Annotated in this window: 11 protein-coding genes; 8 read left to right on the plus strand and 3 right to left on the minus strand. The window is 69.2% G+C overall.

Translation table 11 applies throughout. The annotated features are described in order from the left end of the window. Positions 1 to 224 precede the first annotated feature (224 nt). The 3 genes from rpoD to hemH all read left to right on the plus strand — a co-directional run bounded on the left by rpoD (position 225) and on the right by hemH (position 4,821). Entirely contained in the window at positions 225 to 2,459 is a 2,235-nt protein-coding gene (rpoD, locus tag ACNI65_RS15140; RefSeq protein ID WP_416757688.1) for an RNA polymerase sigma factor RpoD, read from the plus strand. A 255-nt stretch (positions 2,460 to 2,714) separates the two neighbouring features. Beyond that, positions 2,715 to 3,653: an adenylate/guanylate cyclase domain-containing protein gene (locus tag ACNI65_RS15145; protein WP_416757689.1), complete on the plus strand. Its 939-nt coding sequence runs from the start codon at positions 2,715 to 2,717 to the stop codon at positions 3,651 to 3,653. Positions 3,654 to 3,720: 67 nt separating this feature from the next. Next, positions 3,721 to 4,821, plus strand: coding sequence for a ferrochelatase (gene hemH / locus ACNI65_RS15150; protein ID WP_416757691.1), 1,101 nt, complete (start codon positions 3,721 to 3,723; stop codon positions 4,819 to 4,821). Here the strand turns inward: hemH and ACNI65_RS15155 are convergent. From ACNI65_RS15155 to ACNI65_RS15165, 3 genes are read right to left on the minus strand one after another with little or no spacing between them, the layout of a single operon-like run. Further along, positions 4,782 to 6,305, minus strand: a complete 1,524-nt coding sequence (locus ACNI65_RS15155; protein WP_416757694.1) for a tripartite tricarboxylate transporter permease — start codon at positions 6,303 to 6,305, stop codon at positions 4,782 to 4,784. The two genes, hemH and ACNI65_RS15155, sit on opposite strands and share 40 nt — an antisense overlap. Before the next feature lie 18 nt (positions 6,306 to 6,323). After that, positions 6,324 to 6,860 carry a tripartite tricarboxylate transporter TctB family protein gene (locus ACNI65_RS15160; RefSeq protein ID WP_416757695.1) on the minus strand — a complete coding sequence of 179 codons (537 nt, stop codon included), beginning with the start codon at positions 6,858 to 6,860 and terminating at the stop codon, positions 6,324 to 6,326. 16 nt (positions 6,861 to 6,876) lie between these two features. After that, positions 6,877 to 7,845, minus strand: coding sequence for a Bug family tripartite tricarboxylate transporter substrate binding protein (locus ACNI65_RS15165; RefSeq protein WP_416763632.1), 969 nt, complete (start codon positions 7,843 to 7,845; stop codon positions 6,877 to 6,879). 156 nt (positions 7,846 to 8,001) lie between these two features. Between ACNI65_RS15165 and ACNI65_RS15170 the strand changes: the two genes are divergently transcribed. The 5 genes from ACNI65_RS15170 (at position 8,002) to dnaK (ending at position 13,512) form a co-directional block, all read left to right on the plus strand. Next, complete coding sequence (locus ACNI65_RS15170) at positions 8,002 to 8,712, plus strand: response regulator transcription factor (RefSeq protein ID WP_416757697.1); 711 nt, start codon at positions 8,002 to 8,004, stop codon at positions 8,710 to 8,712. Positions 8,713 to 8,813: 101 nt separating this feature from the next. Next, entirely contained in the window at positions 8,814 to 10,226 is a 1,413-nt protein-coding gene (locus ACNI65_RS15175; protein ID WP_416757698.1) for a sensor histidine kinase, read from the plus strand. A 16-nt stretch (positions 10,227 to 10,242) separates the two neighbouring features. Continuing rightward, the gene (locus ACNI65_RS15180) at positions 10,243 to 10,683 is read left to right on the plus strand and encodes an RNA-binding S4 domain-containing protein (RefSeq protein ID WP_416757700.1); all 441 of its coding nucleotides are present in this window, start codon (positions 10,243 to 10,245) and stop codon (positions 10,681 to 10,683) included. Positions 10,684 to 10,846: 163 nt separating this feature from the next. Then, positions 10,847 to 11,389, plus strand: coding sequence for a nucleotide exchange factor GrpE (gene grpE, locus ACNI65_RS15185; RefSeq protein ID WP_416757702.1), 543 nt, complete (start codon positions 10,847 to 10,849; stop codon positions 11,387 to 11,389). A 143-nt stretch (positions 11,390 to 11,532) separates the two neighbouring features. Continuing rightward, positions 11,533 to 13,512: a molecular chaperone DnaK gene (gene dnaK, locus ACNI65_RS15190; protein ID WP_416757703.1), complete on the plus strand. Its 1,980-nt coding sequence runs from the start codon at positions 11,533 to 11,535 to the stop codon at positions 13,510 to 13,512. Positions 13,513 to 13,624: the final 112 nt, after the last annotated feature.

Raw genomic sequence — 13,624 nt, forward strand, 5'->3', positions numbered from 1 at the left:
CGGTTCACGCTAGCCTTCACGCGCAAAGCCTTGAACGACAGGCGGTTTGCCCCGACCTGTCGGCCAAGGCATGAGTTCGAGCCGCCTGGGCTCGCTCGCGCCGCATAGCCCGCAAGTGTCGGGAGTTTGCGAGCGCCAGCGGCGCAGGTGGCCGTTTGCATTGCCCGCATCCACCGCGAATTTCCCCGCATTCACCTACTGGCCCCGAGCCACCGAGGAACTGCATGACCGCCAAAAAGACCGCGTCCAAGGCCGCCGCCGCAGAAACCGAAGAAGTCAAGAAGCCGGCCACGAAGGCCGCCGCGAAGACCACCAAAGCCGCCGCCGCGTCCGCGTCGTCGGCCGATGAGGCCAAGCCCAAGCGCGGCCGCAAGCCCAAGGCCGAGACCGAGTCCAAGAAGCCCGCCGGCAAGGCCAAGGTGGAAGAAGAGGAAGAGGACTTCGCCGACGTCGACGCGGACGTTGAAGGCGAAGGCGAGACCGAGACCGAGGTCGAGACCGCCGAGGTCGAGGAAGTCGGCGAGGACAAGCCCAAGGCCAAGCCGCTGCGCATGAAGGTCAGCCGCGCCAAGGAGCGCGCGCTGATGCGCGAGTTCGGCCTGGACGAGACCGCGCTGACCGAGGAAGAAGTCGCCAAGCGCCGTCATGAGCTCAAGACGCTCATCAAGATGGGCAAGACGCGTGGTTTCCTGACCCATCAGGAAATCAACGACCACCTGCCCGAGAAGCTGATCAACGAGGAAATCCTCGAGGCGATCGTGTCGATGCTCAACGACATGGGCATCGCCGTGTACGAGCAGGCGCCCGACGCCGCCACGCTGCTGATCCAGGGCTCGACCTCGCCCACCGCCACCGAAGAGGAAGCGGAAGAAGCGGCCGAGGCCGCGCTGTCGACGGTGGACTCCGAGTTCGGCCGCACGACCGACCCGGTGCGCATGTACATGCGCGAGATGGGCACCGTCGAGCTGCTGACCCGCGAGGGCGAGATCGAGATCGCCAAGCGCATCGAAGGCGGCCTGCAGGCCATGATGCTGGCGATCTCCGCGTCGCCCACGACGATCGCCGAGATCCTGGCCATGGCCACGAAGATCCGCGCCGGCGAGATGCAGATCTCCGAGGCCGTGGACGGTTTCGTCTCCGATGACGAGGCCGACGACTACGTCGCGGAAGAAGACTTCGACGAGTTCGACGAAGAGGACGACGACGACGGCGCCGGCGGCTCCAAGGCCCTGACCAAGAAGCTCGAGGAGCTGAAGAACGCCGCGCTGGTCAAGCTGGACTCGCTCGCGTCCAACTTCGACAAGATGCGCAAGGCCTTCGAGAAGGACGGCTACAAGTCGGCCAACTACAACAAGGCCCAGTCGGCCATCAGCGCCGAGCTGATGACGATCCGCTTCACGGTCAAGACCATCGAGAAGCTGTGCGACATCCTGCGCTCGCAGGTCGACGACGTGCGCCGCTTCGAGCGCGAGATCCGCAAGATCGTGGTGGACAAGTGCGGCATGCCGCAGGACCACTTCATCAAGACCTTCCCGCCCAACGTGCTGAACCTGCAGTGGGCCGAGAAGGAAGTGGCCTCGGGCAAGTCCTACGCGAACATCATGTCGCGCAACCTGCCCGCGATCCAGGAGCTGCAGCAGAAGCTGATCGACATCCAGGGCAAGGCCGTCGTGCCGCTGGATGACCTCAAGGGCATCAACAAGCGGATGAACGAGGGCGAGAAGGCCTCGCGCGACGCGAAGAAGGAAATGATCGAGGCCAACCTGCGCCTGGTCATCTCGATCGCGAAGAAGTACACCAACCGCGGTCTGCAATTCCTGGACCTGATCCAGGAAGGCAACATCGGTCTGATGAAGGCGGTCGACAAGTTCGAGTACCGCCGCGGCTACAAGTTCTCGACCTACGCGACGTGGTGGATCCGTCAGGCCATCACGCGCTCGATCGCGGACCAGGCCCGCACCATCCGCATTCCGGTTCACATGATCGAGACGATCAACAAGATGAACCGGATCTCGCGTCAGCATCTGCAGGAGTTCGGCTTCGAGCCGGACGCGCCGACGCTGGCCGAGAAGATGGAGATGCCGGAGGACAAGATCCGGAAGATCATGAAGATCGCCAAGGAGCCGATCTCCATGGAAACGCCGATCGGCGACGACGACGACAGCCACCTGGGCGACTTCATCGAGGACACCAACAACACCGCGCCGATCGAAGCGGCGATGCAGGCCGGCCTGCGCGAGGTGGTGAAGGACATCCTGGACAGCCTGACCCCGCGCGAGGCGAAGGTGCTGCGCATGCGCTTCGGCATCGAGATGAGCACGGACCACACGCTGGAGGAAGTCGGCAAGCAGTTCGACGTCACCCGCGAGCGCATCCGCCAGATCGAGGCCAAGGCCATCCGCAAGCTGAAGCACCCGAGCCGCTCGGACAAGCTGCGGACCTACCTGGACAACCTCTGATCCACGCGATCCTGTCCTGATCGCTGGCCGACCCGGCTGCCCTCGCGGGCACCGGGTTTGCCCGGCCAACCGGCCCCGTCCTCGGACGCGGGCCGGTTTTGTTTTTGGGGCCCTGCTCCGTCAACCGCCCTCGCGTTGGGGGGAGGTGTCGCACCCGGGCCGACAGGCCCCCGAGCCGAGGGCTAATCACCACGCGGGCCCCAGGGTGGCGCGGCTACACTGAGACTTCCTTCACACCTTATCCCCGTCCGGCCGATGACCCAGATCCGCGAGCGCACCGTCCTGTTTGCCGACTTGCGCGGCAGCACGGCGCTGTTCGAGACGCTGGGCAACGCGGAGGCCTCGGGACTGGTGACGCAGACGGTCGCGCTGATCGGCCAGGCGGTCGACGAGAACCGCGGCGACATCATCAAGACGCTGGGCGACGGCCTCATGGCCGCCTTCGACAATCCGCGCGACGGCATCAAGGCCGCGATGCGGATGCAGGAGCTGCTGGTGAAGTCCTCGACGCGCAGCGAGCGGCTGCGCCACACGCACCTGCAGATCGCGCTGGCGCGCGGTGAGGTGGTCGAGATCCACGGCGACTGCTTCGGTGACGCGGTCAACGTCGCCGCCCGGTTGCTGGACCACGCGGGGGATGGCGAGACCGTCGTCACCGTCGAGGTCGTGCACGGCCTGACCAGCGCGCAGAAGGCGCGCTTCCGCAGCCTGGACCACATCAGCGTGCGCGGCCGCGCCGAACCGGTCCACATCTACGTGCTGGACCAGGGCACGGGCGACCCGGGCGCCACGCAGTTCGGCGAGATCGTGCGCAGCGCCGCGCCCGAGGGCATCCGGCTCGTGTGGCAGGACCTGGACCGTGTCTTCGACATCGAGCGCATGCCCATCGTGCTGGGCCGCAGCACGCAGGCCACCTACTGCATCACCGACGTGCGAGTGAGCCGCTCGCACGCGCGCATCGACTGGCACGGCAGCAGCTTCAGCCTGACCGACCTCAGCTACAACGGGACCTTCGTGCGCTTCGGCGCCGGCGGCCAGACGCTGAGCCTGCGCCGCGGCTCCTGCACGCTGCATGGCGCGGGCGCGATCGGCCTGGGCGGACCGCCCTCCGAGACGCAGGCACCGACCGTGCGCTTCGAGGTGCTGCACCTGGCCGAAGCCGCCACCCCGGCCTTGATGCGTCGCGGCCTCTGAGCCTGCGTCAGCGCGTCCGGGCCGACCGACCTTCCCCTTCTTCCATTCAACGCCTGACAGACGCCGGATGAGCTTCGCCCCTGAACCCGAGCACACCCATGGGCGCGCGCCGACGATCGGCGTGCTGCTGGTCAACCTGGGCACGCCCGACGCGCCCACGCCCGAGGCCACGCGCCGTTACCTCGCGCAGTTCCTGTCCGACCCGCGCGTCATCGAGATCCCCCGGCTCGCCTGGTGGCCGATCCTGCATGGCGTGATCCTGCGCACCCGTCCGTCGAAGTCGGCGAGGAAGTACGCCAGCATCTGGATGAAGGACGGCTCGCCGCTGATGGTCTGGACGCGCAAGCAGGCCGCGCTGCTGCAGGGCCAGCTCGGCGAGCAGGGCCATCGCGTGAAGGTGCTGCCCGCGATGCGCTACGGCAATCCGTCGATCGCCTCGCAGCTCGACGCGCTGCGGGCCCAGGGCGCCACGCGCGTGCTGATCCTGCCGGCGTATCCGCAGTACTCGGGCGCGACGACCGCCAGCGTCGTCGACGACGTCGCGCGCTGGTCGCTGAGCCACCGCCACCTGCCCGAGTTCCGCTTCGTCAACCGCTATCACGACGACCCGCGCTACATCGCCGCGCTGGCCGAGAGCGTGCGCGCCCACTGGAAGACCGAGGGCCGCGGCGAGCTGCTGGTGATGAGCTTCCACGGCATGCCCGCGCGCACGCTCGCGCTGGGCGATCCGTACCACTGCGAATGCCTGAAGACCGGCCGTCTGCTGGCCGAGGCGCTCGGCCTGTCCGACGCGCAGTACAAGGTCACCTTCCAGAGCCGCTTCGGCAAGGCCCGCTGGCTCGAGCCCTACACCGAGCCCACGCTGCGTGAGCTGGCCGGCCGCGGGCTGAAGTCGGTCGACGTGATCTGCCCGGGCTTCTCGTCGGACTGCATCGAGACGCTGGAGGAGATCGACATGGAAGCCCGCGAGGCCTTCCTGCACAGCGGCGGCCAGCGCTTCAGCTACATCCCCTGCCTGAACGACCGCCCCTCGCATGTGCGGGCGCTGGCGGCGATCGCCGCGCAGCACCTGCAAGGCTGGCCCACCACCGCCGTCCCCGACGAGCGGCAGGCCGCCGAACTCGCGCGTCAGCGCGAGGCGGCCGTGGCCGCCGGCGCGACGCGCTGACGCGCGCCCCACCACTTCAGCACGCGCGGCAGCAGCAGCACGATCAGGACCACCGCGAGCAGGCCCGCCGACAGCGGACGCTCGAGGAAGACGCTCCAGTGGCCGCCGCCGATCGCCACGCCGTTGCGCAGGTGCGCCTCGGCGAGCGGGCCCAGGATCATGCCCACGACCACGGGCGCGGTCGGGAAGTCGAAGCGCCGCATCACCACGCCCAGCAGCCCGATGGCGAGCATCACGTAGAGGTCGAAGGCGCTCTGGCGCATGCCGTACACGCCCACCGTCGCGAAGATCAGGATGCCGGCGTACAGCGGCGCGCGCGGGATGCGCAACAGCTTGACCCACAGCCCCACCAGCGGCAGGTTCAGCACCAGCAGCATCACGTTGCCGATGTACAGCGACGCGATCAGCGCCCACACCAGCGTCGAGGACGTCGTGAACAGCTGCGGGCCGGCCTGGATGCCGTAGTTCTGCAGCGCCGACAGCAGGATCGCCGCGGTCACCGAGGTCGGGATGCCCAGCGTCAGCAGCGGCACCAGCGTGCCGGTCACCGCCGCGTTGTTGGCCGCTTCCGGACCGGCCACGCCCTCGATGGCGCCGACCGTGCCGAACTCCTCCTTGTGCTTGGAGAGCTTGCGCTCGGTCGCGTAGCTCAGGAAGGTCGGGATCTCGGTGCCGCCGGCCGGGATGACGCCGAACGGGAAGCCCAGCCCGGTGCCGCGGATCCACGCCGGGATCGAGCGTTTCCACTCCTGGCGCGTCATGTGCACGCGGCCCATCGTGTTCATCATGAGGTTGCTGCGGCCTTCGTAGAGCGCGACGTAGAGCGTCTCGCCCACCGCGAACAGGCCCACCGCGACCAGCACGGTCTCGATGCCGTCGAGGAACTCGGGCACACCGGCGGTGTAGCGGATCTGGCCGGTGATCTGGTCCTGGCCGACGAGGCCCGCCGCCAGCCCGATGAACAGCGCCGTGAGCCCGCGCAGCGTGCTCTGGCCCAGCACCGCGCTCACGGTCGTGAACGCCAGCAGCATCAGGCAGAAGTACTCGGGCGGGCCCAGCGTGACGGCGAAGTCCGCCAGCACCGGCGCGAACAGCGTCACCAGCACCGTGGCGACGGTCCCGGCGAAGAACGAGCCGATCGCCGCGGTGGCCAGCGCCGCGCCGGCGCGGCCGTGGCGGGCCATCTTGAAGCCCTCCAGCGCGGTGACCATCGTGCCGGTCTCGCCCGGGGTGTTGAGCAGGATGGACGTCGTCGAGCCGCCGTACATCGCGCCGTAGTAGATGCCGGCGAAGAAGATCATCGACGCGGTCGGGTCGACCTGCGCGGTGATCGGCAGCAGCATCGCCACGGTCACGGCCGGGCCGAGGCCGGGCAGCACGCCGATGGCGGTGCCCAGCGCGCAGCCGACGAAGGCCCACATCAGGTTCACGCCCGAGGCGGCCGTGGCGAAGCCGCCCATCAGGTGGGTCCAGAGGTCTTGCATGTCAGGACTCCGGTGCGCTCAGAGCCAGCCGCCGGCCGTGAGGGCCGGCAGGTTCAGGGCGAGGAGCTTGTTGAAGAGCCAGAACACCGGGGCGGCGATGAGCAGCCCGGTGACGGCGTCGATGAGGAACTGGCGCACGCCGCCGTGGCCCTTGCCCTCGGCACGGCGCAGGCCGCGCACGGCCAGCACGAAGCACAGCGTGCACGCGAGCACGAACCCGATCGTGGTGATCAGCGCCGCGTTGGCGATGACCGCGCCCGCGACCCAGGCCGCGGAGATCCAGTCCGCGCGCGGCGCGCCCGAGGGCGGCTCCATCTGGCGGAAGCCCCCGGTGCGGGACTCCCACACCAGCCAGGCGCCGCAGACGATCAGCACCACCGCGACGAACCACGGCAGCGCGTTGGGGCCCACGCCGCCGTAACCGGCGTCGGCCGGGATCGCGGCGGCGCCCACGGCCATCACCGCGCCGACCACGATCGCGCCCACGCCCACCAGCGTCTGGTAGAGCGGATGGGGCGTGGTGTCGACGGAAGTATTGGAGGAAACGTCGGTCATGGCGGGCCTCCCGGGATCAGACCATGCCGGACTTGTGCATGATCGCGCGCAGCGACGCGAACTCGCGGTCGACGAAGTCCTCGAAGTCCTTGCCGGTCATCAGCGCGGGCGTCCAGCCGTTCTTCTCGAGCGCCTCGGCCCAGGCCTTGGACTTGGTGGCCTTGACCACCAGGTCGATGAGCGCCTGGCGCTGCGCGGGCGTGATGCCGGGCGCGCCGTACACGCCGCGCCAGTTGCCGATCTCGACGTTGTAGCCCAGCTCCTTCATCGTCGGGATGTCCAGGCCCTTGATGCGCTGCGGCGCGGTGATCGCGATCGGACGCATCTTGCCGCTCTCGATGTAGGGCTGGAACTCGCTGTAGCCGCTGCCGCCGATGGAGACGTTGCCGCCCAGGATCGCGGCCACCGCCTCGCCGCCGCCGCGGAAGGCGACGTAGTTGACCTTGGTCGCGTCCACACCGACCTCATGCGCGAGCATCGCCGCGGCGATGTGCTCGGTCGCACCGCGCGAACCGCCGCCCCACTTCACCGATCCCGGATCCTTCTTGAGCGCCTCCACCACGTCCTTCATCGTCTTGAAGGGCGAGTTGGCCGGCAGCACGAAGACGTTGTACTCGCTGGTCAGCCGCGCGATGGGCGTGGCCTGCGTCAGCGTCACGGGCTGCTTGCTGGTGATCAGACCGCCCAGCATCACCGCACCCATGACCATCATCGCGTTGGCATCGCCCTTGGCCGCGTTGACGAACTGGGCCAGACCGATGGCGCCGGCCGCGCCGCCCTTGTTCTCGAAGGTGACGGCGCCCGCGCCGCCCGAGTCCTGCAGCGCCTTGCCCAGCGCGCGGCCGGTGATGTCCCAGCCGCCGCCCGGATTGGCCGGCACGAGGATCTTCAGCGCCGCGGCGGCCTGCGCGCTCAGCGGCAGGGCGCCCGTGGCACCCAGCGCGGCGAAGGCGGCCGCGGACTTCAGGAACTGGTCTCGACGCATGCTCATGTCTCCTTGGTTGTCGTCGCCGGGGCAGAGCGCGCGCCCGGCGTCGTTGTAGCGGCGGATGGTGCACACGGCGGCTTTCATTCGGCTGTCGAGCGCGTCAGGGTTGACCCTGAGCGGCGCGCGGTCGAGCGCTGTCGGACACTGGCGGGCATGAGGCTGTTTTTCGTCGAGGACAACGCCGCGCTGCAGACCACGGTGGCGCGCTCCTTCGAGCGCCGGGGCATCCAGGTGCACGGGTTCAGCGAGGGCCGCGCGGCGCTCGAGCGCTGGCGCTCGCAGCCGCCCGACGTGGTGCTGCTGGACCTCTCGCTGCCCGACATCGACGGGCTGGAACTGCTGTCCGAGGCGCGCGCCGCGCAGCTCGCCACGCCGGTGATCATCCTGACCGCGCGCGGCACGGTGGGGGACCGCATCCTGGGGCTCAACCTGGGCGCGGACGATTACATGCCCAAGCCCTTCGACCTCGATGAGCTCGAGGCGCGCGTGCGGGCGCTGGCCCGGCGCAGCCGCGGCGCGGGCCCGGCGGGATCGGGCGCATCGGGCGCGTCGACAGGCACCTCCCACGACGACGAGGCCTTCTGCGGCCTGCGCGTGGACGCCGACAGCGGCGCGATCTACCACCTCGGCCTGCCGCTGGACCTGCCGCCGCGCGAGGCCGCGCTGCTGCGCGCGCTGCTGATGCGGCCCGGCCAGGCGATGGCCAAGGAACGGCTCACGGAGATCGTCTTCGCCGACGACCTCGACGTGCAGCCCGACGCGGTCGAGGTCGTCGCCTACCGGTTGCGCAAGCGGCTGCCGGCCGACAGCGCGCGGCTCGTCACGCTGCGCGGGCTGGGGTATCTGTTGAAGGCGCCGGATTGAACGCCAAGGACGCGACCGACGCCACCCGCGCGGCGGACGAGGCGGACGCGGCGACAGCGCCAACGCGAGCTCGACGAGGCCGGCGCCCTCGCCTCTCGTCCATGCGCAGCCGGCTCCTGCTGGGCATCCTCGTGCCGGTGGGGCTGCTGATCGGGGCCAACGCGCACCGGCTCTACCAGGACGCGCTCAAGGCGATCGACACGGCCTACGACCGCACGCTGCTCGCGTCGGCCAAGACCATCGGCGAGCAGCTCGACGTGCACGGCACGCGCGACGCGCCGCAGCTCGTGTCCGAGGTGCCCTACGCCGCGCTCGAGGCCTTCGAGGCCGACAACCGCAGCCGCATGTTCTATCGCGTCACCGGCTTCCGGGGCGAATGGGTCTCGGGTTTCGACGACCTGCCCGAATGGCGGGGCCGGCTGCCCGACCGCGGCGCGTATGCGGCGCTGGTGGATTTCTACGACGACGTCTACCAGGGCGAGCCGGTGCGCGTGGCCGTGCTCAAGCAGCCGGTGTCGGGATCGGCGGGACTGGGTGTCGCGACGATCCAGGTTGCCGAGACGCTGGAGATCCGCCGCACGCTGGCGCGTCAGGTGCTGGTGTCCACGCTCTGGCGCCAGGCCGCGCTGCTGGCGGTGATCGCCATCGTCGTGTGGGGGGTGGTGCTGCTGGCCACGCGCCCCGTGCGTGAGCTCAGCCGCACGATCGCCGCGCGCGCGGACGACGACGTCAGCCCCATCCCCATCCCCGGCGTGCCGGCGGAACTCGCGCCGCTGGTCGCCGCGATCAACGAGGCCTGGGCGCGCCAGGCCGGGCTGCTCGCCCACCAGAAGCGCTTCGTGCGCGACACCTCGCATCAACTGCGCACGCCGCTGGCGGTGCTCAAGGCGCAGGTGCAGTCCGCGCGCCGGGGCGACCTGCCCGCCGCGCAGGCGATCGAGGAGATCGGCGTCACCGTGGACGGCGCGACGGCGCTGGCCAATCAGATGCTGGCGCTGGCCAAGGTCGAGCAGCTGCGCCAGCAGGGCGACCCGCCGCGGCTGGACTTGGCCGAGTCCGTGCGCGAGGTGGCGCTGGACCTCGCCCCGCTGATCGCCGACGCGGAACTCGACTTCGAGCTCTCGACCGAGCCCTCGCCGGTTCGAGGCCATGCCTGGGCGCTGCGCGAGCTGGCGCGCAACCTGCTGCACAACGCGCTGCGCCATTCGCCGCGCGGATCGCGGCTGACGGTCCGCGTGCGCGGCCTGGGCCCCGAGGAGCGCCGCGCCGGGGTCGAGCTGCGGATCAGCGACGGCGGCCCCGGCATCCCGGCGGCGCTGCGCGCGCGCCTGGGCCAGCCCTTCGCGGCGGGACCCAACGGCGGCTCCGGGCTGGGGCTGGCGATCTGCCGCGAGATCGTCGACTCGCTGGGCGGCACGCTGACGCTGGACAACCGCGAGCGCGACGGTGTCCTCCAAGGCCTGGACGCCATCGTGCGATTGCCGGCGGCCTCGACCGACACCGGCCCGGCATAGGACAATCCGCCCCCTGATGTCGACGTCCGCCCGTTCCCCGACCAAGTCCTCCGAGCTCACCAGCCTGCGCCTGGACAAGTGGCTCTGGGCCGCGCGCTTCTACAAGACCCGCGCGATCGCGGTCGACGAGATCGGCAAGGGCCGCGTCACCGTCAACGCGCAGGCGGTGAAGGCCTCGCGCGAGGTGCGCGTGGGCGACGTGGTGCGGCTGCGCCAGGGCGCCGTGGAGCGCGAGGTGAAAGTCGCCGCCATCAGCAGCATCCGCGGACCCGCGCCGGTGGCGCAGACGCTGTACGCCGAGACGCCCGAGAGCATCGCCGCGCGGGAAAAGGCCGCCGAGGCGCGCCGCCTGGCGCCCGAACCGGCCGACACCATCGTCCAGGGCCGCCCGACCAAGCACGACCGGCGCAAGCTCGCCGAATGGGACGACCGCTGGAGCGCCAGCATCGACGAGTAGATAGCAGGCCTGGGGTTTGCCCGCGCAGCGATGCCAGAATCCCCCTCTTGAAGTTCCGGCCATGGGCCCCAGTTGCGGCGGATCGCCCGACGCAGACTGGCTCGCTCTGACGCCGGTCCCCTTCCAAAGAGAAGTTTGGGCATCCGTTTTGGGGCCATCCGACATGACGACTGACAACCAACAACCCGATCCGACGCTGGACGAACTGACCCAGCAAGCCGCCGCCGCGGCCGCCGCCTCGGTGCCCGAGACGGTCGAGGCCAAGCTGGCCGACACCGAGCGCCGCCTGGCCGAGATGTCCGACGCCTACCTGCGCGCCAAGGCCGAAGTCGAGAACACCCGCCGCCGCGGCGAGGAAGACACCGCCAAGGCCCGCAAGTTCGCCGTCGAGGGCTTCGCCGACGCGATGCTGCCGGTGATGGACAGCCTCTCGGCCGCCATCGCCCGCCCGGACGCCAGCGTCGAGCAGGTGCTCGAGGGCGTGCACGCCACCCTGCGCCAGCTGCAGTCCGCGCTGGAGCGCAACAAGGTGTTGGAGATCAATCCGGCCGCCGGCACGAAGTTCGATCCCCATCAGCACCAGGCCATCTCCATGGTCCCCGCCGACCAGGATCCCAACACCGTCGTGACGGTCCTGCAGAAGGGGTTCCTGATCGCCGACCGCGTGCTGCGTCCGGCGCTGGTCACCGTGACCGCCCCCAAGTAAGCCAGCGAAAAGAAGCGCCGGGGCTTGAACCCGGCCAAGTTATCCACAGATCAGAAGCATCCCGGAACGATGTTTCGGCCGACCCGGCGATGAGCCCCCCGCGCTGACCGTTCCCCCCAGTTTTCAATATTCAGGAGCACCACATGGCTAAGAAGAAGATCATCGGCATCGACCTGGGCACGACCAACTCGTGCGTCGCGGTCATGGAAGGCAACACCACCCGCGTCATCGAGAACGCGGAAGGCGCGCGCACCACCCCGTCGATCATTGCGTACCAGGAAGATGGCGAAGTGCTGGTCGGCGCGTCGGCCAAGCGCCAGGCGGTCACCAACCCGCGCAACACGCTGTACGCGGTGAAGCGCCTGATCGGCCGCAAGTTCCAGGAAAAGGAAGTCCAGAAGGACATCGACCTGATGCCCTACACCATCGCCGCGGCCGACAACGGCGACGCGTGGGTGGAAGTGCGCGGCAAGAAGCTGGCACCCCCGCAGGTCTCGGCTGAAGTCCTGCGCAAGATGAAGAAGACCGCCGAGGACTACCTCGGCGAGGAAGTGACCGAGGCCGTCATCACGGTGCCGGCCTACTTCAACGACGCGCAGCGTCAGGCGACCAAGGACGCCGGCCGCATCGCCGGCCTGGACGTCAAGCGCATCATCAACGAACCGACCGCCGCGGCCCTGGCCTTCGGCCTGGACAAGCACGGCGCGGGTGACCGCAAGATCGCCGTGTTCGACCTGGGCGGCGGCACCTTCGACATCTCGATCATCGAGATTGCGGACGTCGACGGCGAGAAGCAGTTCGAGGTGCTGTCCACCAACGGCGACACCTTCCTGGGCGGCGAGGACTTCGACCAGCGCATCATCGACTACATCATCGGCGAGTTCAAAAAGGAGCAAGGCGTCGACCTGACCAAGGATGTGCTGGCCCTGCAGCGCCTGAAGGAAGCCGCCGAGAAGGCCAAGATCGAGCTGTCGACCGCGTCGCAGACCGATGTGAACCTGCCCTACATCACGGCTGACGCCACCGGCCCGAAGCACCTGAACATCAAGCTGACCCGCGCCAAGCTGGAGTCGCTGGTGGACGAGCTGATCGAGCGCACCATCGCCCCTTGCCGCACCGCGATCAAGGACGCCGGTGTGTCGGTGAGCGAGATCGACGACGTCATCCTGGTGGGCGGCATGTCGCGCATGCCCAAGGTGCAGGAGAAGGTCAAGGAGTTCTTCGGCAAGGATCCCCGCAAGGACGTGAACCCCGATGAGGCCGTGGCCGTCGGCGCCGCGATCCAGGGCCAGGTCCTGGGCGGTGAGCGCACCGACGTGCTGCTGCTGGACGTCACCCCGCTGAGCCTGGGCATCGAGACCCTGGGCGGCGTGATGACCAAGATGATCAAGAAGAACACGACGATCCCGACCAAGTTCGCTCAGACCTTCTCGACCGCCGAGGACAACCAGCCCGCGGTGACCATCAAGGTCTACCAGGGCGAGCGCGAGCTGGCGCAGGCCAACAAGAGCCTGGGCGAGTTCAACCTGGAAGGCATCGCCCCGTCGCCGCGCGGCCTGCCGCAGATCGAGGTGAGCTTCGACATCGACGCCAACGGCATCCTGCACGTCGGCGCCAAGGACAAGGGCACCGGCAAGGAAAACAAGATCACCATCAAGGCGAACTCGGGCCTGTCCGAGGCCGAGATCGAGAAGATGGTGAAGGACGCCGAGGCCAACGCGGCCGAGGACAAGAAGAAGGTCGAGCTGGTGACCGCCAAGAACCAGGCCGACGGTCTGGTGCATTCGGTGCAGAAGTCGCTGGGCGAGCACGGCGACAAGCTGGAGGCCGGTGAGAAGGAAAAGATCGAGGCCGCGATCAAGGACCTGGAAGAAGCCATCAAGGGCGAGGACAAGGACGCGATCGACGCCAAGACCGAGGCCCTGATGACCGCCAGCCAGAAGCTGGGCGAGAAGGTCTACGCCGAGGCGCAAGCGGCGCAGGCAGCGGGTGCCGCCGGCGCGGCCGGTGGTGCCGCCGGTGGTGCGGAACACGCCGAGGCGGCGGGCGCGCAGGCCTCGTCCAAGCCGGCCGACGACAACGTCGTCGACGCCGAGTTCAAGGAAGTCAAGGACTCGAAGTAAGCCTGGCGAGCCGACCTTACGTCGGCGCGCGAACGGCAGACAGCTGTCCGAGGACAGCCGCCGCGCGGGGCCGCCAGCCTCGCGCGGCGTTTTGGTTTGAGGCCCTCAGCCC

The organism is Roseateles sp. So40a (genome assembly GCF_048081605.1).
Classification (GTDB): Bacteria; Pseudomonadota; Gammaproteobacteria; order Burkholderiales; family Burkholderiaceae_C; genus Roseateles.

Coding starts and splice junctions, on each gene's coding strand:
- ACNI65_RS15170 (WP_416757697.1), top strand. CDS start 8,002: ATGAGGCTGTTTTTCGTCGAGGACAACGCCGCGCTGCAGACCACGGTG.
- ACNI65_RS15155 (WP_416757694.1), bottom strand. CDS start 6,305: ATGCAAGACCTCTGGACCCACCTGATGGGCGGCTTCGCCACGGCCGCC.
- grpE (WP_416757702.1), top strand. CDS start 10,847: ATGACGACTGACAACCAACAACCCGATCCGACGCTGGACGAACTGACC.
- ACNI65_RS15160 (WP_416757695.1), bottom strand. CDS start 6,860: ATGACCGACGTTTCCTCCAATACTTCCGTCGACACCACGCCCCATCCG.
- ACNI65_RS15145 (WP_416757689.1), top strand. CDS start 2,715: ATGACCCAGATCCGCGAGCGCACCGTCCTGTTTGCCGACTTGCGCGGC.
- rpoD (WP_416757688.1), top strand. CDS start 225: ATGACCGCCAAAAAGACCGCGTCCAAGGCCGCCGCCGCAGAAACCGAA.
- dnaK (WP_416757703.1), top strand. CDS start 11,533: ATGGCTAAGAAGAAGATCATCGGCATCGACCTGGGCACGACCAACTCG.
- ACNI65_RS15175 (WP_416757698.1), top strand. CDS start 8,814: ATGCGCAGCCGGCTCCTGCTGGGCATCCTCGTGCCGGTGGGGCTGCTG.
- hemH (WP_416757691.1), top strand. CDS start 3,721: ATGAGCTTCGCCCCTGAACCCGAGCACACCCATGGGCGCGCGCCGACG.
- ACNI65_RS15165 (WP_416763632.1), bottom strand. CDS start 7,845: ATGCGTCGAGACCAGTTCCTGAAGTCCGCGGCCGCCTTCGCCGCGCTG.
- ACNI65_RS15180 (WP_416757700.1), top strand. CDS start 10,243: ATGTCGACGTCCGCCCGTTCCCCGACCAAGTCCTCCGAGCTCACCAGC.